The following is a 26,988-nucleotide window of genomic DNA, read 5'->3' as shown; positions in this document are numbered from 1 at the left end:
TGTTGATCCTTTCGAGTGGTCCGGCGTGGTTATTCCATGTGGACTATATGCAATGGGACTATACGACTTCGCGCACTGGCGGGTCCAGTGTGATTTGCGCTGGTGAGCGCGCTGTCGCGCACGGTGATGGCAAGGCTTGGACCCGACGAAGACACCGTAACCGGCGGCACCGACAAAACCGCGGTCGCTGTGCGTGACCAGCGCAAACGACGGTGCCCGCCGCCCCGGGCAAGGGGCGGCGGGCACCGAAAGGACTCCAGAACCTCAGTCGGCCACGTGCTGCAGCTGCTTCCGAGCCTCCCGCGCCCGCTTCCCCCACAGCGAGTACCAGCCCGAAATACCCGTGCCCACGGTCAGCGCGGCCGCGCTCAACCCCAGCGACCAGTGCACCCCCACCGCCGCGCCGAGCAGGCCGACGGTGAACCCGCTCCCGGCGCGCAGGCCGTTGGCGGAGACGTTGTAGACCCCGATCACCCGCCCGCGTTCGGCCGGTTTCGCCAGCAGTTGCACCACCGTCTGCCCGATCGACATCGACGCCAGGTTCGCGACGCCGCCGATCACCAGCAGCACCAGCGCCAGCGGATAGCTCGCCGTCATCGCGAAGAACAGGCTCGACAACCCGTAGATCGCCGTGCTGACCACCGCCGCGAACACGCTCGGTTTGATCCGGCCCGTCGCCTCCAGCAGGATGCCGCCGAGCACGCCGCCGGCGCCGTTGGCGAACAGCAGCACGCCGTACGCCGTGCCGGCGCTGCCCGCGCCCAGGTCCTGAGCGAAGATCGGCATCGCGCTCTGCAGGGAAGCGCCGACGAAGAACGCGCCGAGCCCGGCCAGGATGATCATCCCGACCATCGTCGGGTTCGCGCCGACCTCACGCAGTACCCGCACCGAGTCGAACAGTCCCACGCGCGGCCGTGCCACGATGCCGCCGTCGCGCGTGTGGCCGGTGAACTTGGTGCGGAACAAGAAGATCGTGAGCGGCAGGTAGAACGCGACGTTCACGAAGATCCCCGCCACCGGCCCCAGCCCGAGCAGCAGTGCCGACCCGACGACCGGGCCGAAGAGAATTCCCAGGCTGCGGAAGGTCGCGTTGAGCCGCACCGCGCTCGGCAGCTCGGACGGGCCGACGAAGTCGTGCAGCATCAGCTGTTCGCCCGGACCCCAGACCGCGCCCGCGACACCGTGCAAGATCAGTAGCACGCACGCGCTCCAGACCTGCAGCGTGTCGGTGAGGATCAGCACGCCCCACAGTGCCGACACGAGCATGAACAACACCTGCGCGGCCTGGATGATCCGCCGGCAGTCGTGCCGGTCGGCCAGCCCGCCGAAGTACACCGAGAACAGCAGGAACGGCACCCAGTGGCTGATCACTTCGAAGCCGGTGAGCGCGGGCGAGTGGAACTTCTCCCACAGCACCCAGTACGTGATGACGTGCTCGATGTTGTCGGCCATCATCGCCAGCGCCGCGCCGAACAGGTACGGGCGGCAGTCCTTGTTGTACAGCGCGGCGAACTTGCGCGGCGCGGTCGCGACGGCGCCGTCCCCGCCGCCTTCCTCCAGGACGTGCGTCGGCACGCCACACGCGGAACACATGTCGAGTGACCCCCTTTTGCCGCGGCCTACGCTAGACGCGACGTTGCGTCTTGTCTAGAAGGCCGATTAGGCTCGCCGAGGTGGGAAACACCACTGCACCGGACACGCGCCGGCATCACGGGAACCGCTACGGCCGCAGCGAAGACGCACGCCGCGCCGTGCTGGAGGCCGCCGACGACCTGCTGGTGGAACACGGTTTCGCCGGGCTCACGATCGAGCGGATCGCGGCGGCCGCAAGCGTGGCGAAGCAGACGATCTACCGCTGGTGGCCGTCCAAAGTGGACATCCTGCTGGACGCGCTGGGCGACGACCTCGCCGAGGAGCTCGTGCCGCCCGACCACGGCGACCTGCGCCGCGACCTGCGGGAGCACCTTGCGGCTGTGGCGACCTTCCTGACCACGGCCGACGCCGGCGCGGTGTTCCGCGCGCTGATCGGCCAGGCACAGCACGACCCGGAGCTGGCCGCGCGGCTGCGTGCGGAGCAGATCCACGGGCAGCACGAACGCGACCGGCTGCCGTTCGAACGCGCGGTCGCCCGCGGCGAACTCCCCGCCGACACCGAGCTCGACTGCCTGGTGGAGCAGGCCATCGGGCCCGTCCACTACCGCGTGCTGGTCACGGGCGCGCCGGTCACGCGCGAGTTCACCGACGCGCTGGCCGACCGCGTCGTGAACGGTTGCACGGGCATCTGACGCCCGGCCTCAACGCGGCGTTGGTTGCGTTGAACGCACCGAATGCCACATTGGGTGCGGTGGGTGCACCGAATGGTTCCCGGGCCCGCGACTCGGCGTCCGAGCCAAGGCAGTCGGGATCCAACTCGATCGTTCCGGTCGCGCGCCGCCCCGTGGGATGCGGTGAACGACTCGGGCGATCCGACCGGGTGCAGGCCTATGAGTTCCTGGCGCAGGCCGCAACCGTCCCGCCACCTCGACGACGGTCCGTTTGCTCCCCACTGAGGCGGCCGCGAGTGTCCATCGGTCTGGGTCCAGCAGCGATGCGAAGTAGCCGTATTCCGGCACGCGGCAGCGCTCGGCCGGGCAGAGTTGGTCGTCGGTGATCGAGAAGGCGAGGTCACCGAGAATCTCGACTCGGACCACAGGGCTGTGCGGGTCCGCCAGATGCGCTGCGGGATGGACGGCGTGGCCGATGACGCCCATGAGGACGTTGTGCCACAACATAATTCTATGTCGCCCGACCGCACGCTCACCCCGGGTTCGGCTCGGCCGACCGCAGTTCAGCGCCGTGCTCGCGGGGACCGCGCGCGGGTCAGCGCGGCAGCGCCGAAGCCCGCCACGCGCCGTCGCCCGGCTGCGGCATCGTGCCCAGCCGCGTCGCGCGGTCGTTCCACCACGATGTCCGCCGCTCGGGCGCGGGCGAGCCACCCGAAGACGCCGCCACCGCCGCGACAACAGCGGTGAGCGCGGCGAGTTCGGCGTCGTCCGGGTTGCCGCGGACGACGCGGAGCAAGGGGCGATCGCTCACGGGAGACCTCACAGGGGGATGTTGCCGTGCTTCTTGGGCGGCAGCGTTTCGCGCTTGGTCTTCAGCAGCGCCAGCGCCTTCGTGATGTGGCCGCGCGTGTGCGCCGGCACGATCACCGAGTCGACGTACCCGCGTTCGGCGGCGGCGTACGGGTTCAGCAGCGTGTCCTCGTACTCCTGGATCAGCTCGGCGCGCAGCGCGTCGACGTCACGCCCCTCGGCCGCGGCGGCCGCGAGTGTCTTGCGGTGCACGATGTTCGCCGCGCCCTGCGCGCCCATCACGGCGACCTGCGCGGTCGGCCAGGCCAGGTTGACGTCGGCGCCGAGGTGCTTGGAGCCCATTACGTCGTACGCGCCGCCGTAGGCCTTGCGCGTGATCACGGTGACCAGCGGGACCGTGGCCTCCGCGTAGGCGTAGATCAGCTTCGCGCCGCGGCGGATGATGCCGTTCCACTCCTGGTCGGTGCCGGGCAGGAAGCCGGGCACGTCCACGAAGGTGAGCACGGGGATGTTGAACGCGTCGCACGTGCGCACGAACCGCGCTGCCTTCTCCGACGCCGCGATGTCGAGGCAGCCGGCGAACTGCGTCGGCTGGTTCGCGACCACGCCCACGCTCTGGCCGTCGACGCGGCCGAAGCCCACGAGGATGTTGGGCGCGAAGAGCTCGTGGACCTCGAGGAACTCGCCGTCGTCGAGCACGCGGGTGACGACCTCGTGCATGTCGTACGGCGTGTTCGGCGAGTCGGGGATGATCGTGTCGAGCTCGCGGTCGGTGTCGGTCACGTCGTCGAAGAACCCGGCGGGCTCACCCGGCTCGAAGGCCGGCGGCTCGGACAGGTTGTTCTGCGGCAGGTACGACAGCAGTTCCTTGACGTAGGCGATCGCGTCCTCGTCGTCGGAGCCGAGGTAGTGCGCGACGCCGGACTTGGTGTTGTGCGTGCGCGCGCCGCCGAGCTCCTCGAAGGTCACGTCCTCGCCCGTCACGGTCTTCACGACGTCCGGGCCGGTGATGAACATCTGCGAGGTCTCGTCGACCATCACCACGAAGTCGGTGAGCGCTGGGGAGTAGACGTGCCCGCCGGCGTTCGCGCCCATGATCAGGGAGATCTGCGGGATCACGCCCGACGCGTGGGTGTTGCGGCGGAAGATCTCGGCGTAGAGGCCGAGGGAGACCACGCCTTCCTGGATGCGCGCGCCGCCGCCCTCGTTCATGCCGATGATCGGGCAGCCGGTCTTGATCGCGAGATCCATGACCTTCACGATCTTCTCGCCGTACACCTCGCCGAGCGCGCCGCCGAAGACCGTGACGTCCTGGGAGAACACGCACACGGGCCGCCCGTTGACGGTGCCGTAGCCCGAGACCACGCCGTCGCCGTACGGACGGTTCTTCTCCAGCCCGAAGTTGGTGGAGCGGTGGCGCGCCAGCTCGTCGAGCTCGACGAACGAGCCCTCGTCGAGCAGCAGGTCGATGCGCTCGCGGGCCGTCTTCTTGCCCTTGGCGTGCTGCTTCTCGATGGCACGCTCGGATCCGGCGTGCACGGCCTCGTCGTAGCGGCGGTAGAGGTCCGCGAGCTTGCCGGCCGTGGTGTGGATGTCCGGTTCTTCCTCGGGCGGAGTCCCGAGCGGCTGCGTCGCACTGCTCATGAAGCGGAGCTTAGCTACCGCCAGGTCGCTTCGCGTGTGGCGTACGCCTCCCCGGGCATAGGCTGGCGGCGTGCTTCCCGTCCGCCCGCTCGGGCCCGCCGACCTGTCCGCCTGCCTCGATCTCGGAGCCGACCGCGACTGGCCGCGGGAGCACCGCAAGTGGTCGATCCTGCTCGACGTCGGCCGCGGCTTCGGCATCGACTCCCCCGACGGCGGGCTCGCCGCCACCTCGATCCTGGTCGAGACGGGACCGGTCGCGTCGATCTCGATGGTCGTGGTCGCCGCTCGGCACGAACGTCAGGGCCTGGGCGGCCGCGTGACCTCCGCAGCGGTCGAGGCCGCCGGCGACGCCACGGTGTTCCTGCACGCGAGCGACTTCGGGTTGCGGCTGTACGAGTCGCTGGGCTTCGTGGTCGACGGCGGCTGCGAAGGCCACATCGGCGTGCTCGCCGACGACGGTGGTCCGGCTTCGCGGCCGATCACACCGGCCGATGTGGCCCGGGTGTACTCGCTCGACGCCGGCGCGCAGGGCTTTGCGCGAGAAGCGCTGCTGGACCGGCTGCTGTTCGAGGCCGAGCACGTCCACGTGACCGACGACGGGTTCGCTCTGGGCACGGTGCTGGACGGCGTGACGGTGATCGGTCCGGTGGTCGCGCCGGACGAGGAGCAGGCCCGGGCGTTGGTCCGCGGCATCGCGCGGGCGGCCGGCGGGCGGATCCGGGTGGACGTGGATCTGGCCCAGGCGGGCCTTTCCGAGTGGTGCCGCGCGTCGGGGCTGCTGCCGATCGGCCCGGCCCCCCGTCTGGTCCACGGCGGTCGGTCGCTGCCGGGCGAAGCGGCGCGGCGGTTCGCGCCGTACAACCGCGCGCTGGGCTGAGCTTGTCGAGGGGGTCGGCGTCAGGCGGTTCGGACTGACGCGATCGCGGCCGCCAGTGACGGGTCGGCGCCCGCCTTGTCGAGCGCGGCCGTGAGCGTGGTGCGGTAGGTCGTCTCGACCTCGGCGTGCCGGGCGCGGCCCGCTTCGGTGATCACGGAGTAGACGCCCCGGCGGTCGTCTTCGCAGAGATCGCGGACGCTCAGGCCCCGGTCCTCGAGGCGCGCGACCATGCGGCTCACCGAGCTCTGGTTCAGCCCCACCGCCTCGGCCAGCTCCTGCATCCGCAGCTCGCCCTTGGGCGCCGCGGCCAGCTTGCCGAGCGCCCGGTACTCGGACAACCCGATGCCGTGCTTGCGCTGCAAGGCTTTCGCCAGCTCCTGCTCGACCCGGGTGTGGAGCAGGAGCAGCCGGCCCCAGGCGTCTTCGTCGTTGCTCATCGGCCCTCCCCTTGACGACAGAGTACATGCAGTGACAACATTTGAATGCACATGCATAGATCTGACCGGGGAGAGATCGTGATGGATCGGAGCTTCTTGTTCCTGGCGGCAGCCGCTCGCGCCGGGGGCAACACGGAGATGCTGGCCCGGCGCGCCGCGAGGGAGATCCCCCGGCAGCACGAGCAAACGTGGATCCGGCTGCCGGAGGTGCCGCTGCCCGCGTTCGAGGACCGGCGGCACGGCTTCGGTGAGCACCCGGAGCCGGCGGGCAACGAGAAGGTGCTGATGGACGCGACGTTCGCGGCCACGGACCTGGTGATCGCCTCGCCGGTGTACTGGTACTCGGTCGCGGCGAGCGTGAAGCTGTACCTGGACTACTGGTCGGGGTGGATGCGGGTGCCGGGGGCGGAGTTCAAGGCTCGGATGAAGGGCAAGACGCTGTGGGGCGTCAGCGTGCTGAGCGAGGGGCCCGAGCAGGCCGACCCGCTGGTGGGCACGCTGGAGAAGACCGCCGCGTATCTGGGCATGCACTGGGGTGGTGTGCTGCTGGGCAACGGGAGCAGGCCCGGCGACGTGCTGGCCGACGACACGGCCATGAAGTCGGCCGCGTCGCTCTTCACCGGGTAGGCGTCAGCGACCGCGCGCGGGCAGCGCGCCTCGGGTGGTGGCGATGTGGTGCATGTTCGTCTCGCCCCCATTCGCCGAGACTCAGCAGTGCGGTGTTGAGCGCCTGCCCGCGCTCGGTGAGCGAGTACTCGACGCGCGGCGGGATCTCGGTGTAGGCCTCGCGGTGCACGATCCCGTCGTGCTCCAGTTCGCGCAACGACTGGATCAGCATCTTCTCGCTGATCCCCGCCACGCTGCGCTTGAGATCCCAGTAAAGCCACCCCGCAGCATCGGTGCCATGGAAAGGAATCCGAAGCAGGTCAGCGTGCTCGGGCTGGGGCGGATGGGCTCGGCGCTTGCGGCGGCGTTCAGGCGCGCCGGGTGCGACGTCACCGTGTGGAACCGCACGCCCCGGGAAGGCCGCTGGGTTCGCCGTGTTGGCCGACCCCGCCGAGGCACGTGAGGTCGTCGTCACCTGTCTGTCCACATACAACACCCAGCGGCCGGTGCTCGAACGGCTCCCCGCCGGGACGACGCTGGTGAACCTGACCTCCGGCACGCCCGCCGAAGCCCGTGCCACGGCAGAGTGGGCTTCGCAGCGCGGCATTACCTACGTCGACGGCGTGATCAGGGCCGTGCCGCAGGCAATCGGCACGCCGTCGGCCCGGCTTCTCTTCGGCGGTCGGCGGCGAGGGTGTGGCGCCGGAGCGGTTCACGCCGGTGGCGACGGGCTGGCTCGACGCCGTGGGGGCGAACCTGCCGCGGCTCGGAGAGGCGGTGGCGTCAGGGGACTACCGCACGGAGGTGTCCTCTGTGGACATCAACGTGCGCGGGCTGGCGCACCTCGTCGAGGCGTCACAGGGTCTCGACGCACGGGTGCCGGCGGCGGTGCGTGAGCTGTTCGACCGGGCGGTCGCGAAGGGCCACGGAAAGCACGGTGTGGCCAGCGTCGTCGAGGTGATCCGGCAGCCCTCAGCCGAGGTGAACGTCCAGGCCTGAGCGGCCGGGGGCGACTTCGGGCCGAAGCACCAGGTCACGGCCGTAGTCGCCGCCGTTCTGGGGGCGGAACGGGAGGGGCTCCGTGCATGCGAGATCCCGCAACCGCGAACGGAGACCGGAAGCGGCTGAAGCGAACGCGCACGCCGTCATGCGGTCCGCGTCGTACACGGCGAAGGGCGGTAGCACCGACATGCCGGTGTAGAAGAGCGTGCCGTGCTGCAGCCCGAACAGCAGGTCCGGCAGCGGGCCGTTGACGCCGCGCGGGCCGAGGGCCGGGGCGGGCGAGCCGGTGGTCACGACGACCAGTGCGCGTTTGCCGGCCAGCGCGCCTTCGCCGTAGCGGGCGGGGCGGCCGTCGGGGCGGTGGACGTCGTAGGCGTAGCCCTTCACGAAGACGCGGTCGAACCAGCCCTTCAGCGTGGCGGGCGTGCCGTACCACCAGAGCGGGAACTGGAAGACCACGGCATCGGCCCAAGTCAGCTTGGCCTGTTCGGCGCGGACGTCGTCCGGAACCGTCGCGATTTCGTCGACGACCGGGTTCCAGTGCATGGCGTACAGGTCCGACTCGCGCACGTCGTGGCCGAGGGCGCGCAGCGTCGCCAGGCCATCGTCGCGCAGCGCGCCGCCGAGGGAGTGCGGGTCGGGGTGGGCGAAGAGCCAGAGGACGTTCATGTCGTCAGGGTCGCTCCCGGCTTGGCTCGGGAAAAGTGGCCCGATGGACAACCTGTGAAAGAATCGGGCCATGTCCGTTTTTCGGCACCCGGAGAGGCACCACGTGGCGGTGCTCGTGCGCCACGGCATGCTCGTGATGGAGCTCGGCATCGTGCACCGGCTGTTCGGCCAGGCGCGCTCAGCCGAGGGCGAGCCGCTGTACGAGGTGGTCACCTGCACGCCCGAGCCCGGCGACGTCCGCACCGACTCCGACGTCGTCATCCCCGTCGCGGTCGGGCCGGAGGCGATCGCCGAGGCCGACACGGTGGTGATCCCGGCGTCGTCGCTCGAGTACGAGCCCACCGGCCGCGAGTACCCGCCGGCGCTGGCCGGCGCCATCGACCGCATCCGCCCCGGCGCGCGCATCGCGTCGATTTGCACCGGCGCGTTCGTGCTCGCCGCCGCGGGCCTGCTCGACGGCCGCCGCGCGACCACGCACTGGCGTTCGGCGTGTGATTTCCAGCTGGAGTACCCGCGCGTGAAGCTGGACCCGGACGTGCTCTACACCGAAGACGGCAACGTCTTCACCTCCGCCGGCGTCGCGTCCGGCATCGACCTCTGCCTGCACCTGATCCGGCGCGACTTCGGCGCGGCCGTGGCCAACGAGGTCGCGCGCGGCACCGTCGTCTCCCCGCACCGCGAGGGCGGGCAGGCGCAGTTCATCCGCCGCCCGGTGCCCGAGCCGCAGGCCGCCTCGACGGGCGCCGCGCGGGCGTGGGCGCTGGAGCACCTCGACCGGCCGCTGACGCTGCGCGATCTGGCGTCGAAGGAGGCGATGAGCGTGCGGACGTTCACGCGGCGCTTCCGGGAGGAGGTCGGGATCTCGGCGTTGCAGTGGCTCACTCAGCAGCGCGTGGAACGCGCGCGGCAGCTGCTGGAGGAGACGGACCTGCCGATCGACCGCATCGCGACCGACTGCGGCTTTGGCACGGCGGCGTCGCTGCGCCAGCACCTGCAGAGCGCGCTCGGGGTGTCGCCCAGCGCCTACCGGAGCACATTCCGCCGCACGGCGTGAAATCGGCGGTCCGTGGGGCACCCTTCGCCCGGGCCACCCCACGGACCGACCCCCAGAATCCGTCGAAGACGGGGGAGGCACGCCTTCGCTGCGATCCATTTTCCGGCGGGAACGGGGTGTTCGGTACCGACCTGACCAGGTCTTACAGAATCTGACAGCGTCAGGGGACGACGGTCACCAGCACGTACACCGGACGCTTCGTCGTGAAGAACTCCGTGCCCGCCGCGTCGACCATCTTCCAGCCGATCCAGCAGCGGCCCGGCGCGTCCGACGCCGTCACCGGCACGCTGATCATCACGTGCTCGCCGGGTGCGGTGTCGCCGATCAGCACGCGGTCGGGCGTGCGGCAGGTGCCCGGCGCGGGCGGCAGGTCCATGCGCTGCAGGTAGCGCTCGTGCCAGCGGACCGAACCCGAGTTCTCGAGCTCCCACACCTTCTGCACGGTCACGCCGACGTGCACCGCCGTGCCGTCGGGCACCGTCACGTCGGCGATGAACTTGGTGTTGTCGCCGGGGACGCGGGCGCTCGCGTCGCCCGCCGGGGTGCTCAGCTTGCCGGGGATGACGAACGCGGCCACCGCCGCGAGCACGGCGATCACGGCAGCGGCCACGACCAGCGCGTTCCGCCGGGTGGAGCGTTTGCGCGGCGGCGGGGCGAGGCGGACACCTTCGACGTCCGGCTCGGGACTGCGAGGCTCGGCAGGACCCGGCGCGGCCTGCGCGGCGACCGCGACGGGTTCCGGCACCGGCGGCACGCCCTTGAGCTCCACCCACCGCGCCCGCCACGGCTCTTCGTCCGCGCCACACGCCTTCACGAACTCCCGCGTGGTCTCCCACGACGGGAACCGCGTGCCCTTCACAGCCTCGTGCAAGGTGGTGTGGGAGATGCAGCCGGAGCGCTCGGCCATCTTGCGGAACGACGGGTTGCCGGCGCTCGCACGCAGCGCGGCCAGCTCCGCGGCGAGCACGTCGGCCGGGTCCGGCTCCGTGCTCATCGCTCTCCCTCGGTGTCAGATCCGCTGTTCCGGACAAGTCTGACACTCGTCGGGGTCCGGGCGACGATCAGCCCAGCGCCGCCGGCGACTCCGCGTCCGGCACGAGCACGCGCGGCACTCCGCTGCCGTCGGCCGGCACCGTCCAGACGTCCGAGTGCTGGGTGCCGCGCGGAATGGCGTACGCGACGGAGCGCTCGTCGAGCCACGCCGCCTGGTCGTCGACGCTGCGGGTCTCGGCCAGCGGCGTCACGCGGCCCGACGCGAGGTCGAGCACCGACAGGCGCCAGCCCTTCGCGGGGTCGTCGTCGATGGCCGACTTGAACGCGATGCGCGTGCTGTCCGGCGACAGCGAGGGGCACTCCACGTTCTCCCGGATGGACACGATCGTGTGCGCCCGGAAGTCGCCGCGCACGAGGTAGCGGCGCCCGGCCGTGGACATCGTGGCGTAGAAGGTGTGGTCGTCGCGGGTGAACGTGACACCCCAGAAGTTGAGGTCCACGGCCTGGTAGGGCTTGCCGTTCAGCGTCACCGCGAAGTCCTCCAGCGACGGCGCCAGCTCGCCCGTGCGCGTGTCGAGGATGCCGGCGCGGGTGGAGAACACGCCGCCGTTGTAGGAGTCGCCGGTGACGAACACCGTCCACGCGACCAGGTTGCCGCTCGGCGAGACGCGCGCGCGGTTGGGCAGGCCGACCAGCGGGATCTCGCGCTTCGACGTGAGCCCGGAGTCGAGCACCGCCAGCTGGTACGTCGTCAGGTCGCCGTCCTGGCGCAGGCACAGGCCGGTGCCCGCGGCGGCGTAGACGCGCGCGCACGTCACCGGAGACACCGCGCGCGGGCCGCCCGGGTCCGTGATCGACACCGTGACGACGTGGCCACGCGAGGCGTCGGCCGTGCTGCGCACGAGCAGCCGCGGGCCGGGAGCCAGGGACACCGTGCCGGTGGCCGCGACATCGCGGTTGCGCGCCGCCGCCATCCCGACGTACACCGCCGCCGCGGCGACCAGCACCACGACGCCCGCCACTGCCACCAAGATCCGCGTTTTCATCGCGCCTTCCGAAGGAGTCCGAACGTCACCACGATCGCGAGCACGGCCGCGCCCGCCGCCACGGCCATCGACGGCCCGATGCCCCACACCTGCCACGCCAGCCCGAACAGCGCGGACGAGACGAAGTACGCCACCGCCTGGCCGGTCTGGATGAGCGAGATGCCCGTGGTCCGCAGGGCTTCCGGCAGCACCGGTCCCGCCAGCGCCATCAGCACGCCGTCGGTGGCCGCGTAGAACGCGCCGTAGAGCGCGAGCGACAGCACCACCAGCGGCCAGCCCGACACCGGCCCGGCCAGCAGCAGGTAGACCACGACCAGCGCGCCGTAGCCGCAGAGCACCACCGGCAGCCGCCCGAACCGGTCGGCCAGTGAGCCGAGCGGCGCGGCCAGCACGAGGTAGGCGAGGTTCGTGCCCACGGCCAGCAGCGGGAACCATCCCGTACCGATGTCTTCCCGGCGTTGCAGCAGCAGGTAGACGAAACCGTCGCCGATGGTCGCCGTCCCGAGCACGCACGCGGCGATCAGCAGCCGCCGCACGGGCGCCGACTTCAGCAACGCTGCCGCCGCGCGAGGGGACACCGTGCCCGTGGCCGGGCGGGGAGTGCGGTGGTCCCGCACGAAGAGGATCAGCAGCAGCACGCCGATCGCCGCGATGCAGAAGCTGGTGACGAACACGGCGTCGAACGCGTCGGTGCTCGAAGCGCCGACCAGCGCGAGCACGCCCAGCGCCACGAGCGGTCCCGCGAACGCGCCGGCGCTGTCCATCGCGCGGTGCACGCCGAACGCGCGCCCGAGCATGTCCTGCGGCGCCGACAAGGTGATCAGCGCGTCGCGCGGGGCGGTGCGCAGGCCCTTCCCGGTGCGGTCGGCGGTGATCACCGCGCCGATCGCGCCCGCCGACGCCCCGGCGGCGACGAGTCCGAGCTTCGCGACGGCCGAGATCGCGTACCCGATCCCGGCGATGGCCTTGCGCCGGCTCACGCGGTCGGCGAGGTAGCCGCCGACGAGCCGCAGCAGCGCCGTCGCGCCGGTGTAGAGGCCGTCGACGAGGCCGTAGATCGCGGGGCTCAGGTGCAGACTGAGGACGAGGTAGATGGGCAGCACCGCCGTGACCATCTCCGAGGAGATGTCCGTGACGAGGCTGACGGTGCCGAGCGCGAGCACGTTCGCGGCGATCTTCCCTCGGGAGACCTTGTGCTCGCTGCGGCCGATGGTGGAGAGGTACACGCCACGCGCCCTTCTGGAGCCCGCGGGCGCGCCCACTGTGCCGAAAGTGTCCACAGTGGACGCGCCCGCGGGAGGGATCACTGCCAGACGTCGAGGATCGGCGACTTGCTCGCCGCGCCCGCGATACCCGGCAGGCCGTAGGAGGCCTCCATGGTGCGCAGGACCGTGTAGTGGTTGATGGATTCGGAGTAGCTGCCCGGCTTCACGTGGGCGCCGACGAACGTGGTGTAGATCTGGTTGACCGAGGTGCCGCTGTCCTCGTCGAACGTGACGATCAGCAGGCTGTTGTGCGTCTTGGCCCACTGCGCGTACGAGTCGAGGTGGCTCTTGAGCCAGGTGTCACCCGTGCCGATCGAGCAGTCGTGCATGTCGCTGCACATGTTCGGCGTCACGAAGGAAACCGTGGGCAGCTTCGTGTAGTCGGTGGGGAAGCTGGAGTAGCGGACGTTGCTGGCCGCCGGGACGTTCGAGAAGTCCACCCAGCTGTTGTGCTTGCGCATGTAGGTGCCGCTGGAGCAGCCGGTGTAACCGTCGGACGGCATGGACTCCGAGTAGCCCTTGAACGTCTTGCCGGCGCCGATCAGCTGCTGGCCGAGGTTGGCCTTGCTGCCGAGGTTGGCGGGGCAGGAGTCGCTCGTGACGCCCTGGGTGGCGCCGGAGAATAGGGCGACGTAGTTGGGCTGGCTCGGGTGGGTGATGGCGAAGGAGCTGGTGAACTTCGCGCCTTGGCTTGCCAAGGACGTGAAGTACGGAGCGGCCGACGAGGTGATGGACGAGGCCTTCGTGTTCTCGAACATCACCAGCACGATGTGGTCGAACGCCGGCACGGCCGCGGCGGCGGGCGCCACGTCCGGTTCACCGGTGTTCGTCACGGCCGCCGTAACCACGCCGGCGGCGGCCAGCGTCGCCGCGGCTAGCGCGGCCACGATCCGCTTGCGGATCATGAGTCCTCCTGGGTCGGGGGGAAGGGCGACTCATGATGGGGACGCCAGCGGGCCGGGGCGTGCCCGGTTGGGGTCCGGCGCGTGGTCGGAAAATGAACAACTGTGTTATTTGCCCCGGATCCGCCGGGGTGGGCGAGATCGCCTTTGAGCCGGCGTCCGGATGGGGCGGTCGGATCGGCCGGGTGGCCGATTGAACCGCCCCATCCGGAAACCGGCGCGATCTCGCGGGGTGGATACGGGTTCAGGCGGTGGCGACCAGGAAGTCCTCTCCGGTGGACGGCGTCGCCGGTGTCGAAGTCCGCGAACACCTCGCGCGCGACGTCCTCGCGCAGGCCGTCCGACGATCGCCACCACGCCGGCGGTGCCTGGACCACGACCCGGTCGCTCGGGCGCTGGTCCCGCTCGACGTAGTCCGACCAGCGCCGCACCAGCCCGGGGTGCTCCGCCGTGGCCACCACGCCGACGAGCGCGAGCTCCTCCAGCACGCTGCCGTAGGCATGGACCGCGGTCGTGTCGAGCAGCCGGTGGCGCTTCAGCTCCGTGCGAGCAGCTCCGTAACCCTTGCCGTCGGGCAAGGTGCGGAGCACGGTCAGCATCGCGCGCAGCACCCAGCGGTCGTGCTCGGACGGAACCGGACGCGGCTGTCCGGCTAGCTCTTCCAGGGCCAGGACGTGTTCCGGCACGTCACCGTCGATCGGCGCGCCTCCGGAACCACTCTTCCGTCTGGGCGAGAACCGGTGATGGCTTCGTCCCGCACACCCGGCAGACGGCTGGTCCCCGATACGGAACGGACTCGTGCTCGGGCAGCCCGCGCGCGAGCAGGACCCCGGTCAGCGCGGGCCGCCACGCCCACAACCCCGCAACCCACACCGACGCCGAGTCGCGGACGTCCCACGCGGTACCGAGCGCCCGGAGCGTGGCGACCGCTTCGTCGTGGGTGGTCCGCCGCAGTACGTCGTGGGGACGACCGGAGGCAGCCAGCACGTCCGCATCGTGCCTCGTCGCGTCCGTGACCCTCGGCAGGGAAATCCCGGCGCCCTTCAGGAACGTCCGGTCCGCGTTCACCCGTGCGTAGCGCGCGAGCAGATCGACCAGCCGCTCACCGGATTCCTGGCTGTGCACGGCAAAAGGCTAACCGGGCCCGCCCGTCGCCAAGACGGCCGAAGTAACGGTGATCAGGCCGGGCGGCCCGCACCCGCGTAGTCGTCGCCGCGGGAGTGGTAGGTGTGGATCTGGATGGCCTGACCCTCGGTGGGCGCGTTGATCATCAGGCCGTTGCCCAGGTACAGGCCGACGTGGTGGATGCGCGTGGCGGGGGAGCCGTAGAAGACGAGGTCGCCCAGCTGGGGTTCACCGGTGACCGGGGGCAGGGAGCGGAACTGGCTGTCGGCCGTGCGGGGCAGCGCGACGCCGGCGCTGTCGTACGACGCCTTCGTCAGGCCGGAGCAGTCGAAGCCCGCGGCGCCGGCGTCGGGGCCGTTGCCGCCCCAGACGTAGGGGAGGCCGAGCTGGCCGAGGGCGAAGCGGGTGGCGCGCACGGCCGGGCTGTTCGCCTTCGCCGGGTCGAGGGAGAGCGTGGCGTAGAGCTGCGCGTTGCCGAGCACACGCTGGCGGAACAGCTCGGTGTCCTTGCTCGCGTACGCCGCGATCGACTTCCACCAGCCCGTGCCCGCGGACAGGTCGGCGCCGCCGGCGCACAGGGCGCGGCCCGCGGCGACCGACGCCGAGCTGGGGTCGGTCAGCGCGGGCTTGTCGATGCCGGGGATCTTCGCGCCGTACTTCTTCCACGCCGTCGGCGACAGGCCCATCGGGTTGTCGCCGTGGCGGCCGTGGTCCGAGCCGGCCTCGCCGACGCCCGCGAGCGTCACCCACGACAGGTGGCAGCCGGGGTCTTCAAAGCGCAGCGCGAGCTCGCCGTTGGCGTAGCCGATCAGCGCGTCGGCGGGGATGTCGAGGGGGCCGGCGAGCGACTCGGCCCACTGCTGCAACGGCGTCTTGCCTCCACCGCCGGAGGCGCCCTGCCCCGGTTCCTGCGCCGCGACGGGCGCGCTCACCTCGAGCACCGACGGTCCGGCCTGAGCCGTGGCGGCGGTCGCGACCGGAGTCTGCGGCGCGGGCTGCTCACGATCGGCCACGAGCCAGCCCGCGGTGACGAGACCGGCCACCAGCGGCAGCGCGACGAGGCCACGGTGGAACGCACCGCGCGCCCAGGACTTGCCTGCCCCCTTGCCGGCAGTGGCAGACGAGTGCGCGGCAATTTCTTCCGGCCCGGTTTTTGAATCCGGCACGTCTTTTGAATCGGGCACAGCGCTGTGCTCGGGGTCAGGCGGCGTCACGGCGTCCAATCTAGGAGAGCGCACCTCTGCGTAACGAGCGAGTCGCTTGCACGTTAGGGGGACTCTCATATTCTGGGCACATGTCTGGCATGGACGCAGCGCGACTGCGCGAGGGACTCGGCGATCGGTACTCCCGGGTGGACGTGGTTGAGTCCACCGGCTCCACCAACGCCGACCTGCGGGAAACCCTGGAAAACGGGGGTGCGGACCGCACGGTGCTGCTCGCCGAGCAGCAGACCGCGGGCGTCGGCCGGCGGGCGCGTTCGTGGAGCTCGCCGAAGGGCGCCGGGCTGTACTTGAGCGTGGCGCTGCGACCCGCGGGCGTCCCCTTCGCGGCGCTCGGCTCACTGTCCGTGGTGGCCGGCCTCGCCGTGCGCGGGGTCGCGGCCCAGCTGGGAGTCGACGCCGTTCTCAAATGGCCCAACGACGTGCTCGCCGGACCCGACCGCGCCAAGTGCGCGGGGATCCTGGCCGAGGCCGTCTCGGACGGCGAGCCGGGTGTCGTGCTCGGCATCGGCCTCAACGTGCTGCCGCTCGGCGAAGACGTGCCGGCCGGCCCCGGCGGCCTGCCCGCGACGTCCCTCGCCGAGCAGGGCGCCGCCGACCCGGACCGCACCGAGGTCGCGCTCGCCCTGCTCACCCGCCTCGACGACCTCGAACGCCGCTGGCGCGCCACGTTCGGCGACCTCACCGCCGCCGGCCTGCTCGACGACTACCGCGCCCACTGCGCGACCCTCGGCCAGGAGGTGCGCGTCGAGCTGCCCGGCGGCCGCGTCCTCACCGGCCACGCGGCCGACCTCGACGCGACCGGGCAGCTGCTGGTCGACGCCACCGACGGCCGCCGCGTGACCGTGTCCGCCGGCGACGTCGTGCACGTGCGCCCGGCGTGACCTGCTGTGCCGATCGTTACCAATCCGACCACAGTCACGGCCGAACGGCTTCGCGGCAACGGTTACGTGCCGCGCGGGGGTCGGCCTACTTTTGGTCGGATCGGTAAACCGCGGTGTCCGGGCGCCGCGAGCGCCCTCGCGCCGGTACGGTGAGTCGACCAGCGAAGACATGAACCAGGGGAGCGTCCGCCGTGGCCTATCCGGACGATTTGCTCAGCCAGAACGAGGAAGTGGTGGTGCACAGCCACCCGCATTTCAAGATGCTGATCTTCCCGTTCGTGGCCTTCGTGATCACGATCGCGGCCGCCGTCTGGCTCATCCTGCTGGCGCAGGACGCGACGGCACCGTGGAACAACGTCGCGATGATCGCCATCGGCGTGGTGGCGCTCGTGTTCGTGGTGTGGCTGTTCCTCGCTCCGCTGGTGCGCTGGCGGACCACGCACTTCATCGTGACCACCGACCGGTTGATCGCGCGAGAAGGCGTGGTGAAGCGCACCGGCATCGACATCCCGATGTCGCGCATCAACAGCGTCCAGTTCGAGCACGGCCTGCTGGACCGGGTGTTCGGCTGCGGCACGCTGATCATCGAGTCGGCTTCGGACGAGCCGCTGAAGTTCGACGACATCCCTCACGTCGAGCGCGTGCACACGGTGATCTACCGCGAGGTCAACGACAATCCGTACGACGACTACCGCGGCGCACCGGGGCAGGGTGGACAGGGTGGTCCCCAGGACACCGAGCCGCTGCCGCCGACGAACCACCCGCCGCGCGGACGGCGGCGCTGACGTGGGCGCCCGCGAAGTCGGCCTGCCCGAACGGGTCGCCGCCGAGGGCCTGCCGCAGCGCGTGACGATCTGGGAGGTCGGTCCGCGCGACGGCCTGCAGAACGAGTCCGCCGTCGTGCCGGTCGAGGTGAAGCTGGAGTTCCTCGACCGCCTCGCCGGCGCCGGCCTCACCACGCTCGAGGCGACCAGCTTCGTGCACCCGAAGTGGGTGCCGCAGCTCGCCGACGCCGAACAGCTGCTCGCCGGCCTCGACCGCCGCGAGGGCGTTCGCTACCCGGTCCTCGTGCCCAACGAGCGTGGCCTCAACCGCGCGCTCGATGCCGGCGTGTCTGACATCGCGATCTTCGCCAGCGCCACCGAGACCTTCGCGCAGAAGAACCTGAACTCCACGCTCGACGAGCAGTTCGCCATGTTCGAGCCGGTCGTCACGCGGGCGCGCGCCGAGGGCCTGGACGTGCGCGGCTACCTGTCGATGTGCTTCGGTGACCCGTGGGAGGGCGTGGTGCCGGCCGAGCAGGTCGTGCGCGCGGGCAAGCGGCTGCTCGACTTCGGCTGCTCGCAGCTGTCGCTGGGCGACACCATCGGCGTCGCGACCACGGGCCAGGTCACGAGGCTGGTCCAGGAGTTCGAGAAGTCCGGAGTGGACGTTTCCGCGCTGGCCGTTCACTTCCACGACACCTACGGCCAGGCCCTGGCCAACACCGAGGCCGCACTTCGCGCCGGAGTGTCTACTGTGGACTCGTCGGCCGGCGGCCTCGGCGGCTGTCCGTACGCGGAGTCGGCCACGGGCAACCTCGCCACCGAGGACCTCGTGTGGCTGCTGGAGGGCCTCGGCGTGGAGCACGGCGTGGACCTCGGCAAGCTCGTGGAGACGAGCGTGTGGATGGCCGGGCGGCTCGGCCGGCCGTCCCCGTCGCGGGTCGTGAACGCCCTCGCGGGCTGAAATGCCCGAGTTCGTCCCACTTGATACGGCTTCGTGGCCGCTGTTCGAGCAGCTCTTCGGGCCAGGTGGCGTGCAGGGCGGCTGCTGGTGCGCGTTCTTCCGCCTGGTCGGGCCGGACTTCAAGGCCGCGGGGCGCGACGGCCGCAAGGCGCACGTGCGCGGCGAGGCCGAATCCGGTGTGCCGCTGGGTCTGCTGGCCGTGGTCGACGGTGAGCCGCTCGGCTGGGTCGCGGTGTCGCCGAAGCCCGACAACCCGCGGCTGGCGCGCTCTCCCGTGGCGGCCTCGGCCGAACCGGGGAACGTCTGGGCCGTGACGTGTTTCTACGTCGACCGCCGCGGCCGTCGGCAAGGACTCGCGACCGAGCTCCTGCACGCGGCCGTCGAGTACGCGGCGGCGCACGGCGCCGACGTCGTCGAGGGCTACCCCGTGGCTGCCGGCGACCGGCCGCCTGCGGATCTTTACCACGGGACGCTCGGCCTGTTCACGCGCGCGGATTTCGCGGTCGTCGAACGACGCGGAGCGGCGCGGGCGTTGGTGAGGCGGAAGATCGTCCGCGCCGGATAAGGTGGATTCACCACCTTGTCCGGTGCCGCGCGGAAGTTCCCCCTATCGGGGAATTGTGTGGAACCGGCTGGCGCGGCGGACGTTTTTCCTGAAGCCGGAGCAACCGAGAAGAGGGTGTCCGTGTCCGAACACGCCGAACCGGTCGACACCGACTTGGCCACCGGGCCCATCCGGCTGCCCGCGCAGTACGGCGGCTTGCTCGACGGCGGGTTCGACGACGTTCCGACACCTCCGACCGGCACCCGCCTCCCGCCCGCACGGCCGGCCCCGCGCCTGCCGTTCGCGGGCCGGCCGCACAACCAGGTCTTCCGCGGGCCCGCGCCGTACCCGGCGCCGCCGCCTCCGCCTCCGCCGATGGGCGCGCTGCGCACCGAGCGCGAGAGCGTGCTGGCGTTGTTCCTGGTCCACATGTTCCCGATCGGGCACCTGCCCGTGGCCGCGGACCGGCCCGCGGTGCAACTGCCGTTGCCGGACAACGGTTCGGGGCCGTTCGACCACCCGGACTCGGCGCTGCTCGACGACACCGCGACGCTCGAGTACGTCTCGCGCGGCCTCCGTCGCACGCCCGCGCCACCCGCCGACCCACAGCCGCCCGCTGCGCTCTTCGAGGGCTACGAGCCGGGCGCCGAGGACACCGCGTGGCCACCGATTCAGGAAGAAAAAGCCGTGGTACTCCCGGAAAACACGTGGCTCGACCGCTTCGGTGACGAGCACGGCCGCCTCTTCGCCGTCGGCGGCACGCCGTTCGCGCAGCGTTCGCTGCCGGAGTCCACGCGCCGCGCCGGCTACCGGCGCTACCGCGTGGTGAAGCCCGTGCCGATGTGGAGCTCGACCGCGCCGGAGTGGTTCGGGCAGCCGGGCGGCGGGATCCGCTACCGTGCCGTGCTGGCCGCCGACGAGCTGGTCACCCTGGGGTTCCTGGCCGACGTCACGCGGGAGGTGCGATGAACACGCAGTCGATCCGGCGCTGGCTCGACCGGCTGGGCGTGCCCGCCGAGGTCGTCTCCGTCGGCACCGAGGCCGACAACGCGTGGTGCCTCATGCCCGCCGACGACGAGGGCTGGGAAGTCTTCTGGCGCGAGCAGGGCAACCGCTACGACTGGGCGCGCTTCACGTCCGAGCAGGTCGCCTGCCACTACCTCTTCGGCCGCCTCGCGTGGTCGCAGGTCGCGCGCGGCGCCGTCGGCGTGCTGCCCGGCCACTGAATCGCTCGTGAGAGCGGGGCGAACCGCCACTCACGAGCTGGTTCAGCGAGCGGCCTTGAGCACGCCGTCGACCAGCGTGAGTAGTTCGTCCACCTGGTCCGCCTGGTACATCAGGTCGACGAGCACGTGGTCGGCGTCGGTCTCGTCCTCGACGCGCTTGATGGTGTCGGCGACGTGCGTGACGACCTCGTCGCTGCGGTCCGTCGGGTAGATCCGCACGATCATGTCCAGCTCCGCCGGGTCACGGCCGGCTTCGGCGGGCATCGCGCGGATCGTCGCCATCGGCTGGTTGATCGCGGCGTCGAGGTCGGTCATGTGCGGCGGAACCACAGCCGGGAGCCAGCCGGCGGCGCGGCGGGCGACACGGCGCATCGCGGACGGCGAGAAGCCTGCGCGATAGATCGGCGGCTTGCGACGGGCTTCAACGCGGAACGCGAGGCGGGAATCTGCCAGAAGCGGCCTTCGTGCGAAGCAGGATCGGCGGTCCACAGTTCATCGAGCACATCCAGGATCTCGTCGAACCGCGCGCCGCGCTCGTTCATGGGCGCGCCGATCGCTCGGAACTCGTCGGGGGACCAGCCCACGCCCAAGCCCGGGATGAGACGGCCGCCGCTGAGCTGGTCGAGCGTCGTGAGCATGCGGGCGAGCAGGACCGGCGAGTACCACGGAGTGTTGAGGATGTTGGAGCCGATCTCGACCCGCTCCGTCGCGGTGGCAGCCACCGCCAGCAGCGCGAACGGATCGAGGATCGCGTCGAACTCGGGCGGGAACGTGTCGGCGCCGTTGTAGCCGACCTCGGGATCGACCGGCGCCAGCGCGCGGTCGATCACCCGCAGGCTGGCGCCGCGACTCGGTGCTGTCCCAGCGGCTCACGACGCTGACCGATGCCGGCCTGGTGCGTCGCACGGTGTTCGAAGGGCCGCCGGTCGCGGTGTCCTACGAGCTCACGGCGCCCGGCAAGGCCCTCATCCCGGTGCTCGGCGACCTGTCACAGTGGGCCGAGGAGCACCTACCCGGCTAGCGCTTGAGCACGGCCAGCGCGGCGTCGTGCAGCGCGCCGTTGCTCGACAGCGCCGAGCCGCCCTCGTAGGTCGCCGCGCCCGTGAGGTCGCTGAAGCGCCCGCCGGCCTCGGTCACGAGGACCTGCGCGGCCGCGACGTCCCACGGGTTCACGATGCACTCGGCCGCGAGGTCCAGCGCGCCTTCCGCCACGAGGCAGTGCTGCCAGAAGTCGCCGAACGCGCGGCTCTCCCAGCAGGCCTCCGTCAGGGCGAGGTACTTCTCGCGGGAGTGGTACTCGGTCCACGTGTTGAGGTCCGTCGTGGACAGGTACGCGTCTTCCAGCGAAGCCACGGCCGACACCGCGAGCCGCCGCACGCCGGCCGTGTCGCTGCTGTAGGCGCCGTCGCCGTGCGAAGCCCACCAGCGGCGGCCCAGCAGCGGCGCGGTGATCATGCCGACGACGGGCGAGCCGTCCTCGACCAGCGCGATCAGCGTGGCCCAGACCGGCACGCCGCGCAGGAAGTTCTTGGTCCCGTCGATCGGGTCGAGCACCCACGCGCGGCCGGTCGCGCCCGCCGTACCACCACGTTCTTCGCCCGCGACGGCGTCGCCGGGGCGCTCTGTGGCGAGGATCGCACGGATGGCGTCCTCGACGGCGGTGTCCGCGTCGGTCACCGGCGTGCGGTCGGGTTTGCGGGACACCGAAAGGTCCAGCGCGCGGAAACGCGCTGTGGTGATCGCGTCGGCGGCGTCAGCCAGCCGGGTGGCAAGGGTCAGATCATCCTCGTAGCCAGGCACGGTCACGATGGTTTCACGGGTGTTCGCCGTAAGGTTGGCGAGGTGAGCATGGTCCTACTTGCCGAAGACGACCCCACCATCGCCGAGCCGCTGTCCCGGGCGCTCCAGCGAGAGGGGTACGAGGTCGAGGTCGTCACTGATGGACCGGCGGTGCTCGGCGCCACCTCCGCCCACCGCGTCGACCTGCTCGTGCTCGATCTGGGCCTGCCGGGCATGGACGGGCTGGAGGTGTGCCGCAGACTGCGCGCCGGCGGCACCGAGCTGCCGGTGCTGATGCTCACCGCCCGCACCGACGAGGTCGACTTCGTCGTCGGGCTCGACGCGGGGGCCGACGACTACGTGGCCAAGCCGTTCCGCCTGGCGGAGCTGCTGGCCCGCATCCGCGCGCTGCTGCGCCGCCGGGTGCCGGAGGTGCTCGAATCCGGGGGTGTCCGCATGGACCTCGGCGCGCGGCTCGTCACCGTCGACCTGCACGAGGTGCAGCTGGCGAACAAGGAGTTCGAGCTCCTGCGCGTGCTGATGAGCCGCGCGGGCCAGGTCGTGAGCCGCGACGAGATCCTCGCCGAGGTGTGGAACGAGCTGGAGTCGAAGACGTCGAAAACGCTCGACATGCACATGTCCTGGCTGCGGCGCAAGCTCGCCGTCGCGGCCGACGAAGCGGCCGGGCGCCCCGCCAAGTCCGCGCACTCCGACGGCGAACGACGCATCGCGACCGTCCGCGGCGTCGGCTTCCGCTTCAACGTCGAATAGCGCCGAGCGATGAGCATGCGCCGCCGCATCCTGATGGCGATCCTGCTGGCCGTGCTCGTGACCGCGGCTGTGCTCGGGATCCCGCTCGGCGTCACGGCCTGGCGGCTGGTGGAGAACCTCAACCGCGAGAGCCTGGCCGAACGCGCGCGCGTGATCGCCGCGACGGTCGACACGCAGGTCGCCAATGGCGACGAGATCGACATCCAGCAGTTCCGCGTCGGCGTGCCGCACGGCGGGTTCCTGGAGGTCCGCGGCGACGGGCTGATCGAGAAGCACCTCGGCGTCAACCCCGGGCCCGACCCGGTCGTGGAGCGCGTGCCGACGGCACGCCACGGCGAGGTGGTCCTGTCGATCCCGAGGGGCCCGGTGCGCACGAAGCAGACGCAGGTGACGCTGCTCGTGGTGCTGCTGGTGGTGCTGTCCGTCGGCACCGGCGCGGTGGTGGCGACGGTGACCGCGCGCCGGCTGGCGAAACCGTTGCGGCACGTCGCGGACCGCGCGTCGCGCCTCGGCGGCGGCGACTTCCGGCCCGACCCGGGCCGCTACCGCGTGGCCGAGCTGGACATGGTCGCGGAGGCGCTGGACACGTCGGCCTCGGCGCTGGCGCAGCTCGTGCAGCGGGAGCGGCAGCTCGTCGGCGACGTCTCGCACCAGCTGCGCAGCCGGCTCACCGCGTTGCAGCTGCGGCTCGAACCGCTGACGGTGCACGGCGACCCCGACGTCGTCGAGGAATCGCGCGCCGCGCAAGAGCAGGCCGACCGCCTGGCCGAAGCCCTCGACGAGCTGCTCGCCGCCGCCCGCGCGGCCCGCGAGGTGGACGCCGAGCCCGTCGACCTGCACGCGACGCTGCCGCAAGTCGCGGAGGAGTGGCGCCAGCTGCTGCGCGTCGAGGGCCGCAACCTGCGCCTGAAGATCGCCGACGGCCTCATGGCCCGCGCGACCCCGGGCCGCCTGCGCGAGGTCATCGGCGTCCTCCTGGACAACGCCCTGCGCCACGGCGCCGGCACCGTCACCCTCGCCGCCCGCCGCGGCGAGTCCGACGCCACTGTCGTCATCGAGGTCGGCGACACCGGCTCCGGCGTGCCCGACGAGCTCGCCCCGCACATCTTCGAACGCGGCTTCTCCGGCGGCGGCTCCACCGGCGTCGGCCTCGCCCTGGCCCGCGCCCTCGTCGAAGCCGACGGCGGCCGCCTGGAGCTGTCCAACAAGCGCCCGGCGATCTTCAGCCTGTTCCTGAAGGTGCCCCGCCCGGACGACGTCGGCGAGGTCCGCTGGCCGGCCGAGCCGGTGCCGCGCTAGCCCGAGCGGCGCGGATACCGGCCGAGGTGGACCGCGAGCTTCGCCGTTTCGAGCAGCGAGAAGCCGTTCTCCACCGGACCCGCGACAACGATCCGCGCGCCGTCGCGGAGCTCGACCTTGCCGACGGCGGTCCAGCGCGTGCCGCCGGTCCGGTGGTGCACGTAGGCGACGTCGGCCCACTTGACCGTCCGTGTGTCGTCGCGGTCGGTATGGACGAAGCCGCCTTCGTACAGGCGGAACTCCTCGTCGCCGTGCCGCACCTCGCGCACGCCGACGCTCACGCCGCTCGCCAGCACGGCGAACGCGAGCCCGGCCAGCGCCGCGAAGCCCCCGATCGGCACCACGTGGTCGCCTGAGTCGTCGCCGAGTGCGGTGAAGTCGACCAAGAGCACGGCCGCGAGCCCGACGAAGCCGATCACCGTGGCCCACAGCGCGACCCGGCGCCTCTGGTGTCGGCCCTCCGAGCGGTGGACCGACACCAGCGCACCCACCTCGACGGGAGCCGGCTTCGTTTCCCTGATCCGGGCGATCTGAAGCACCTGCCGGCGGCGAAACGCCCTGGAGGAGCGGATCTTCGCGGTGGTGTATCAGGTCATGCAGGTCATGCCCACCAGCCAGATCGCGCCGATGACGAGTACGAACTCGGGTACCGCCGGTTCCCGGTCCACCTCGCGCCCCCTTTCCGGAGGCCGAGGCTAGAGCTGCGGCCGGGGACCGGTCCCCGGCCCGGCGACTTCTTCGGCCCAGTCGGCGAACGTCAGCGGTTCGCGGCCCAGCAGCCGTTCCACCGTGTCGAACACGACGTCCTCCCGGCCGGCCGACTGGCGCTTCAGCTCGAACGTGCCGTCGATCGCCTGGGCCGGCCAGCCCAGGGCGAGCATGCGTGCGCGTGCGGCGGCTTCGGGCTCTTCGACGTAGCGCACCGGCCGGCCGAGCGCGTCGGCGAGGATGGCGACCTGCTGGGCGGGTGTGAGGGCTTCGCCGCCGGTGAGTTCGTAGGTGGCGCCCTCGTGGCCGCGGGTGGTGAGCACGAGCGTGGCGACGGCGGCGATGTCGCGGACGTGCACCAGGGCCGACGCGGGGTCGCCTTCGGGCACGTACACGGCGCCGTCCGTGCGGGCGGAGTGGAGCCAGAAGCGGCGGTTGTCCATGAACGCGCCGGGGCGCAGGATCGTCCACACGGGACCGGCTTCGCGGATCGCCTGCTCCGCGCGGGCGTGGGCGAGGGTGATCGGGTCCGTCTGTCCGAAATGGACGCCGGTGGTGGACAGCTTCACGAGGTGGGTGACGCCGGCCCGGGCGGCAGCGACGGCGAGCGCGGTCTCCTGCGCAGCCGAGTCGCCACCGTGACCGGAGGTCAACACGAACACCCGGGAGACGCCGTCCAGCGGCACGGAACCGACGTCGTCGAGGTCGCCGCGCACCACTTCGGCACGGGGATCGATGCGGGCGCGGCCCGGGTCGCGTGTGAGGGCGCGGACGGGGGCACCGGCGTCCAGCAGTGCGGGAACGAGGGCGCGGCCGACCTTGCCGGTGGCGCCGAGAACGAGGATCACGAAAAGAACTCCTTGAGACAGAACGAAAACCGCACGAGGGCGTGCGAGGGCACGAGACGGGAAAAGGTTCCAACCGGCACCCGTGAACGGGTGCGGTCCTCTTCGCGCTCGGCGACCACCTCGGATTCGTCCCACCGGCCCGGTCGACCCCGGGCGGCGTCTCAAGAAGGAACAACAACAAACATGACTCTAGACAAGTCCATGTCTGCGAGCAATTAATTTACCGCGGCAGCCGCGTGACCTGCTCACGCCGGCGTTCGCCGAGTTCGGCCGGGAAAACCCACTTCTTGAAGCCCCAGTACCGGAACACCATCGCCAGCAGCATGCCGATGATCGAGCCGCTCGCGAAGTCGGCGAACTCCTGCATGAACCTCGAGACGAAGGGCTCTTCGAGGTGCAGCACGTACCGCGAGACGTACAGCGGGATCAGGTTCACCACCACCGCCACGCCGCTGATCACGAAGAACAGCGCGGCCTCGTGGGTCCGCTCTCGCCCGCCGCGGGTGCGGAAGGACCACTCGCGGTTGAGCACGTACGACACGATCGTGGCCACGATGATGGCGATGGCCTTCGCCGTCGTCGGCTTCGACTCGAGGACGCTGAGCTTGAGCAGGTACCAGACGCCGTTGTCGACCACGAAAGTCGTCCCGCCGACGATCGCGAACTTCAGCATCTCCCGGTGCTTGATGAGCACCGAGCGCAGTGGCTCCGGCGTGCGGGCCAGCACGGTCTCGACAACGGTCACACCAGCCAGTTTAGAGAACCCGAGGTCACCGCGGGTCTCAGGCGGCCTTCCTGCCGGGAATGTCCGCATCTTCCGATGACCTGACCGCACGCAGGCGGGCACCCTCCGTGGGGAACACCCACTTCTTGAACGCCCACCAGCGGAACAGCGTGCCCAGCAGCGTGCCGATGATCATGCCGCTCACGAAGTCGGCGATCTCCTGCCCGAGCAGCGTCAGGTGCGGCATCTGCAGGTCGAGCACGTAACGCGAGATCCACTGCGGCAGCGCGTTGAGCCCCAGCGCGATGCCGCTGATGAGGAAGAACAGCGCGGCCTCGTGCGTGCGCTCGCGGCCACCGCGCGTGCGGAAGGACCACTCGCGGTTGGCGACGTAGGAGAAGATCGTGGCGATCAGCACGCCGATGATGAGCGCCGTGACGGGGTTGGCCCGCAGCACGGTGAACTTCAGGACGTACGTGATCGCCGTGGTGATCAGGAAGCTGATCCCGCCGACCACGGCGAACCGCAGCAGCTCGCGGTGCTTCGCCAGGAACCCTCGCACC

General features: G+C 71.2%; 33 protein-coding genes and 1 pseudogene. 15 read left to right on the top strand and 19 right to left on the bottom strand.

Features of this window, described 5'->3' with window-relative positions; translation table 11 throughout:
- Nucleotides 1–264: 264 nt before the first annotated feature.
- Nucleotides 265–1,575: an MFS transporter gene (locus tag AB0383_RS12710; protein WP_366187030.1), complete on the bottom strand. Its 1,311-nt coding sequence runs from the start codon at nt 1,573–1,575 to the stop codon at nt 265–267.
- Between the two features lie 98 nt (nt 1,576–1,673).
- Between AB0383_RS12710 and AB0383_RS12705 the strand changes: the two genes are divergently transcribed.
- On the top strand, nt 1,674–2,285 hold the full coding sequence (locus tag AB0383_RS12705; protein WP_366187028.1) for a TetR/AcrR family transcriptional regulator: 612 nt from the start codon (nt 1,674–1,676) through the stop codon (nt 2,283–2,285).
- A gap of 574 nt (nt 2,286–2,859) precedes the next feature.
- On the opposite strand, the gene AB0383_RS12700 is transcribed toward AB0383_RS12705, so the two are convergent.
- Nucleotides 2,860–3,075, bottom strand: a complete 216-nt coding sequence (locus AB0383_RS12700) for an acyl-CoA carboxylase subunit epsilon (protein ID WP_364181459.1) — start codon at nt 3,073–3,075, stop codon at nt 2,860–2,862.
- An 8-nt stretch (nt 3,076–3,083) separates the two neighbouring features.
- Nucleotides 3,084–4,718, bottom strand: coding sequence for an acyl-CoA carboxylase subunit beta (locus tag AB0383_RS12695; protein WP_220246313.1), 1,635 nt, complete (start codon nt 4,716–4,718; stop codon nt 3,084–3,086).
- Nucleotides 4,719–4,788: 70 nt separating this feature from the next.
- Between AB0383_RS12695 and AB0383_RS12690 the strand changes: the two genes are divergently transcribed.
- A complete protein-coding gene (locus AB0383_RS12690; protein ID WP_364181455.1) occupies nt 4,789–5,595 on the top strand; it encodes a GNAT family N-acetyltransferase in 807 nt (268 codons plus the stop codon).
- A 20-nt stretch (nt 5,596–5,615) separates the two neighbouring features.
- Here AB0383_RS12690 and AB0383_RS12685 read toward each other — a convergent pair whose 3' ends face one another.
- Nucleotides 5,616–6,032, bottom strand: coding sequence for a MarR family transcriptional regulator (locus AB0383_RS12685; protein ID WP_220246315.1), 417 nt, complete (start codon nt 6,030–6,032; stop codon nt 5,616–5,618).
- An 81-nt stretch (nt 6,033–6,113) separates the two neighbouring features.
- Here AB0383_RS12685 and AB0383_RS12680 point away from each other — a divergent pair, with 81 nt between their 5' ends.
- Nucleotides 6,114–6,659, top strand: coding sequence for an NAD(P)H-dependent oxidoreductase (locus AB0383_RS12680; protein WP_364181452.1), 546 nt, complete (start codon nt 6,114–6,116; stop codon nt 6,657–6,659).
- On the opposite strand, the gene AB0383_RS12675 is transcribed toward AB0383_RS12680, so the two are convergent.
- Nucleotides 6,649–6,948: a winged helix-turn-helix transcriptional regulator gene (locus tag AB0383_RS12675; protein WP_364181846.1), complete on the bottom strand. Its 300-nt coding sequence runs from the start codon at nt 6,946–6,948 to the stop codon at nt 6,649–6,651. The genes AB0383_RS12680 and AB0383_RS12675 overlap by 11 nt on opposite strands.
- Between AB0383_RS12675 and AB0383_RS12670 the strand changes: the two genes are divergently transcribed.
- Together AB0383_RS12670 and AB0383_RS12665 are read left to right on the top strand one after the other, a co-directional pair.
- Nucleotides 6,937–7,101: an NAD(P)-binding domain-containing protein gene (locus AB0383_RS12670; protein WP_364181844.1), complete on the top strand. Its 165-nt coding sequence runs from the start codon at nt 6,937–6,939 to the stop codon at nt 7,099–7,101. The two genes, AB0383_RS12675 and AB0383_RS12670, sit on opposite strands and share 12 nt — an antisense overlap.
- Before the next feature lie 233 nt (nt 7,102–7,334).
- Nucleotides 7,335–7,637 (top strand): hypothetical protein, encoded by a 303-nt coding sequence (locus AB0383_RS12665; RefSeq protein WP_366187024.1) that lies wholly within the window; start codon nt 7,335–7,337, stop codon nt 7,635–7,637.
- On the opposite strand, the gene AB0383_RS12660 is transcribed toward AB0383_RS12665, so the two are convergent.
- Entirely contained in the window at nt 7,611–8,309 is a 699-nt protein-coding gene (locus AB0383_RS12660; protein ID WP_364181447.1) for an NAD(P)H-dependent oxidoreductase, read from the bottom strand. The genes AB0383_RS12665 and AB0383_RS12660 overlap by 27 nt on opposite strands.
- Nucleotides 8,310–8,379: 70 nt before the next feature.
- Here AB0383_RS12660 and AB0383_RS12655 point away from each other — a divergent pair, with 70 nt between their 5' ends.
- Complete coding sequence (locus tag AB0383_RS12655; protein ID WP_366187022.1) at nt 8,380–9,363, top strand: helix-turn-helix domain-containing protein; 984 nt, start codon at nt 8,380–8,382, stop codon at nt 9,361–9,363.
- 160 nt (nt 9,364–9,523) lie between these two features.
- Here AB0383_RS12655 and AB0383_RS12650 read toward each other — a convergent pair whose 3' ends face one another.
- The 7 genes from AB0383_RS12650 to AB0383_RS12620 all read right to left on the bottom strand — a co-directional run bounded on the left by AB0383_RS12650 (nt 9,524) and on the right by AB0383_RS12620 (nt 15,830).
- Nucleotides 9,524–10,357: an NBR1-Ig-like domain-containing protein gene (locus AB0383_RS12650; protein WP_364181442.1), complete on the bottom strand. Its 834-nt coding sequence runs from the start codon at nt 10,355–10,357 to the stop codon at nt 9,524–9,526.
- 67 nt (nt 10,358–10,424) lie between these two features.
- Nucleotides 10,425–11,402: a hypothetical protein gene (locus AB0383_RS12645; protein WP_366187020.1), complete on the bottom strand. Its 978-nt coding sequence runs from the start codon at nt 11,400–11,402 to the stop codon at nt 10,425–10,427.
- A complete protein-coding gene (locus tag AB0383_RS12640) occupies nt 11,399–12,628 on the bottom strand; it encodes an MFS transporter (RefSeq protein ID WP_366187018.1) in 1,230 nt (409 codons plus the stop codon). The genes AB0383_RS12645 and AB0383_RS12640 overlap by 4 nt, the downstream gene beginning before the upstream one ends.
- A 77-nt stretch (nt 12,629–12,705) precedes the next feature.
- Nucleotides 12,706–13,572 (bottom strand): alkaline phosphatase family protein, encoded by an 867-nt coding sequence (locus AB0383_RS12635; protein WP_366187016.1) that lies wholly within the window; start codon nt 13,570–13,572, stop codon nt 12,706–12,708.
- Nucleotides 13,569–14,255 (bottom strand): hypothetical protein, encoded by a 687-nt coding sequence (locus tag AB0383_RS12630; RefSeq protein ID WP_366187014.1) that lies wholly within the window; start codon nt 14,253–14,255, stop codon nt 13,569–13,571. The genes AB0383_RS12635 and AB0383_RS12630 overlap by 4 nt, the downstream gene beginning before the upstream one ends.
- 1 nt (nt 14,256) lies before the next feature.
- Nucleotides 14,257–14,694 carry a hypothetical protein gene (locus AB0383_RS12625; RefSeq protein ID WP_366187012.1) on the bottom strand — a complete coding sequence of 146 codons (438 nt, stop codon included), beginning with the start codon at nt 14,692–14,694 and terminating at the stop codon, nt 14,257–14,259.
- 53 nt (nt 14,695–14,747) lie between these two features.
- A complete protein-coding gene (locus tag AB0383_RS12620; protein WP_366187369.1) occupies nt 14,748–15,830 on the bottom strand; it encodes a C40 family peptidase in 1,083 nt (360 codons plus the stop codon).
- 158 nt (nt 15,831–15,988) lie between these two features.
- On the opposite strand from AB0383_RS12620, the gene AB0383_RS12615 reads away from it, so the two are divergent.
- The 6 genes from AB0383_RS12615 (at nt 15,989) to AB0383_RS12590 (ending at nt 20,296) form a co-directional block, all read left to right on the top strand.
- Nucleotides 15,989–16,798, top strand: a complete 810-nt coding sequence (locus AB0383_RS12615; RefSeq protein WP_366187010.1) for a biotin--[acetyl-CoA-carboxylase] ligase — start codon at nt 15,989–15,991, stop codon at nt 16,796–16,798.
- 191 nt (nt 16,799–16,989) lie between these two features.
- Nucleotides 16,990–17,583 (top strand): PH domain-containing protein, encoded by a 594-nt coding sequence (locus AB0383_RS12610; protein ID WP_364186762.1) that lies wholly within the window; start codon nt 16,990–16,992, stop codon nt 17,581–17,583.
- 1 nt (nt 17,584) lies between these two features.
- On the top strand, nt 17,585–18,526 hold the full coding sequence (locus AB0383_RS12605) for a hydroxymethylglutaryl-CoA lyase (RefSeq protein ID WP_364186759.1): 942 nt from the start codon (nt 17,585–17,587) through the stop codon (nt 18,524–18,526).
- A 1-nt stretch (nt 18,527) separates the two neighbouring features.
- Nucleotides 18,528–19,091 carry a GNAT family N-acetyltransferase gene (locus AB0383_RS12600; protein WP_366187007.1) on the top strand — a complete coding sequence of 188 codons (564 nt, stop codon included), beginning with the start codon at nt 18,528–18,530 and terminating at the stop codon, nt 19,089–19,091.
- A gap of 120 nt (nt 19,092–19,211) precedes the next feature.
- Complete coding sequence (locus AB0383_RS12595) at nt 19,212–20,039, top strand: TNT domain-containing protein (RefSeq protein ID WP_364186753.1); 828 nt, start codon at nt 19,212–19,214, stop codon at nt 20,037–20,039.
- Entirely contained in the window at nt 20,036–20,296 is a 261-nt protein-coding gene (locus tag AB0383_RS12590; RefSeq protein WP_220246333.1) for a hypothetical protein, read from the top strand. Before AB0383_RS12595 ends, AB0383_RS12590 begins: the two co-directional genes overlap by 4 nt.
- Nucleotides 20,297–20,338: 42 nt before the next feature.
- Here the strand turns inward: AB0383_RS12590 and AB0383_RS12585 are convergent.
- Nucleotides 20,339–21,018, bottom strand: a pseudogene (locus AB0383_RS12585) (LLM class flavin-dependent oxidoreductase).
- 131 nt (nt 21,019–21,149) lie between these two features.
- Between AB0383_RS12585 and AB0383_RS12580 the strand changes: the two are divergent.
- Nucleotides 21,150–21,317 (top strand): helix-turn-helix domain-containing protein, encoded by a 168-nt coding sequence (locus tag AB0383_RS12580; RefSeq protein WP_364186750.1) that lies wholly within the window; start codon nt 21,150–21,152, stop codon nt 21,315–21,317.
- On the opposite strand, the gene hisN is transcribed toward AB0383_RS12580, so the two are convergent.
- On the bottom strand, nt 21,314–22,102 hold the full coding sequence (gene hisN, locus AB0383_RS12575) for a histidinol-phosphatase (RefSeq protein WP_354871105.1): 789 nt from the start codon (nt 22,100–22,102) through the stop codon (nt 21,314–21,316). The genes AB0383_RS12580 and hisN overlap by 4 nt on opposite strands.
- A 42-nt stretch (nt 22,103–22,144) precedes the next feature.
- Here hisN and AB0383_RS12570 point away from each other — a divergent pair, with 42 nt between their 5' ends.
- Nucleotides 22,145–22,846, top strand: coding sequence for a response regulator transcription factor (locus tag AB0383_RS12570; RefSeq protein ID WP_364186810.1), 702 nt, complete (start codon nt 22,145–22,147; stop codon nt 22,844–22,846).
- A 15-nt stretch (nt 22,847–22,861) separates the two neighbouring features.
- Nucleotides 22,862–24,145, top strand: a complete 1,284-nt coding sequence (locus AB0383_RS12565) for an ATP-binding protein (protein ID WP_364186808.1) — start codon at nt 22,862–22,864, stop codon at nt 24,143–24,145.
- Here AB0383_RS12565 and AB0383_RS12560 read toward each other — a convergent pair.
- The 4 genes from AB0383_RS12560 to AB0383_RS12545 form a co-directional block, all read right to left on the bottom strand.
- Nucleotides 24,142–24,624 carry a hypothetical protein gene (locus tag AB0383_RS12560; protein ID WP_366187004.1) on the bottom strand — a complete coding sequence of 161 codons (483 nt, stop codon included), beginning with the start codon at nt 24,622–24,624 and terminating at the stop codon, nt 24,142–24,144. The two genes, AB0383_RS12565 and AB0383_RS12560, sit on opposite strands and share 4 nt — an antisense overlap.
- Nucleotides 24,625–24,840: 216 nt before the next feature.
- On the bottom strand, nt 24,841–25,701 hold the full coding sequence (locus AB0383_RS12555) for an NAD(P)H-binding protein (protein WP_366187002.1): 861 nt from the start codon (nt 25,699–25,701) through the stop codon (nt 24,841–24,843).
- Between the two features lie 220 nt (nt 25,702–25,921).
- The gene (locus AB0383_RS12550; RefSeq protein ID WP_354871113.1) at nt 25,922–26,446 is read right to left on the bottom strand and encodes a GtrA family protein; all 525 of its coding nucleotides are present in this window, start codon (nt 26,444–26,446) and stop codon (nt 25,922–25,924) included.
- 37 nt (nt 26,447–26,483) lie between these two features.
- Nucleotides 26,484–26,987, bottom strand: a complete 504-nt coding sequence (locus tag AB0383_RS12545) for a GtrA family protein (RefSeq protein ID WP_364186738.1) — start codon at nt 26,985–26,987, stop codon at nt 26,484–26,486.
- Nucleotide 26,988 lies beyond the last annotated feature (1 nt).

The organism is Amycolatopsis sp. NPDC051373 (assembly GCF_040689465.1).
Taxonomy (GTDB): domain Bacteria; phylum Actinomycetota; class Actinomycetes; order Mycobacteriales; family Pseudonocardiaceae; genus Amycolatopsis.
The sequence above is the reverse complement of the archived record's forward strand: the minus strand, read 5'-3'. Positions and strand labels throughout refer to the sequence as shown.

Excerpts from the sequence above, each read along its gene's own strand:
- AB0383_RS12695 (WP_220246313.1), bottom strand. The coding sequence starts at position 4,718 with ATGAGCAGTGCGACGCAGCCGCTCGGGACTCCGCCCGAGGAAGAACCG.
- AB0383_RS12685 (WP_220246315.1), bottom strand. The coding sequence starts at position 6,032 with ATGAGCAACGACGAAGACGCCTGGGGCCGGCTGCTCCTGCTCCACACC.
- AB0383_RS12680 (WP_364181452.1), top strand. The coding sequence starts at position 6,114 with ATGGATCGGAGCTTCTTGTTCCTGGCGGCAGCCGCTCGCGCCGGGGGC.
- AB0383_RS12670 (WP_364181844.1), top strand. The coding sequence starts at position 6,937 with ATGGAAAGGAATCCGAAGCAGGTCAGCGTGCTCGGGCTGGGGCGGATG.
- AB0383_RS12660 (WP_364181447.1), bottom strand. The coding sequence starts at position 8,309 with ATGAACGTCCTCTGGCTCTTCGCCCACCCCGACCCGCACTCCCTCGGC.
- AB0383_RS12655 (WP_366187022.1), top strand. The coding sequence starts at position 8,380 with ATGTCCGTTTTTCGGCACCCGGAGAGGCACCACGTGGCGGTGCTCGTG.
- AB0383_RS12650 (WP_364181442.1), bottom strand. The coding sequence starts at position 10,357 with ATGAGCACGGAGCCGGACCCGGCCGACGTGCTCGCCGCGGAGCTGGCC.
- AB0383_RS12645 (WP_366187020.1), bottom strand. The coding sequence starts at position 11,402 with ATGAAAACGCGGATCTTGGTGGCAGTGGCGGGCGTCGTGGTGCTGGTC.
- AB0383_RS12635 (WP_366187016.1), bottom strand. The coding sequence starts at position 13,572 with ATGATCCGCAAGCGGATCGTGGCCGCGCTAGCCGCGGCGACGCTGGCC.
- AB0383_RS12615 (WP_366187010.1), top strand. The coding sequence starts at position 15,989 with ATGTCTGGCATGGACGCAGCGCGACTGCGCGAGGGACTCGGCGATCGG.
- AB0383_RS12600 (WP_366187007.1), top strand. The coding sequence starts at position 18,528 with ATGCCCGAGTTCGTCCCACTTGATACGGCTTCGTGGCCGCTGTTCGAG.
- AB0383_RS12590 (WP_220246333.1), top strand. The coding sequence starts at position 20,036 with ATGAACACGCAGTCGATCCGGCGCTGGCTCGACCGGCTGGGCGTGCCC.
- AB0383_RS12570 (WP_364186810.1), top strand. The coding sequence starts at position 22,145 with ATGGTCCTACTTGCCGAAGACGACCCCACCATCGCCGAGCCGCTGTCC.
- AB0383_RS12565 (WP_364186808.1), top strand. The coding sequence starts at position 22,862 with ATGCGCCGCCGCATCCTGATGGCGATCCTGCTGGCCGTGCTCGTGACC.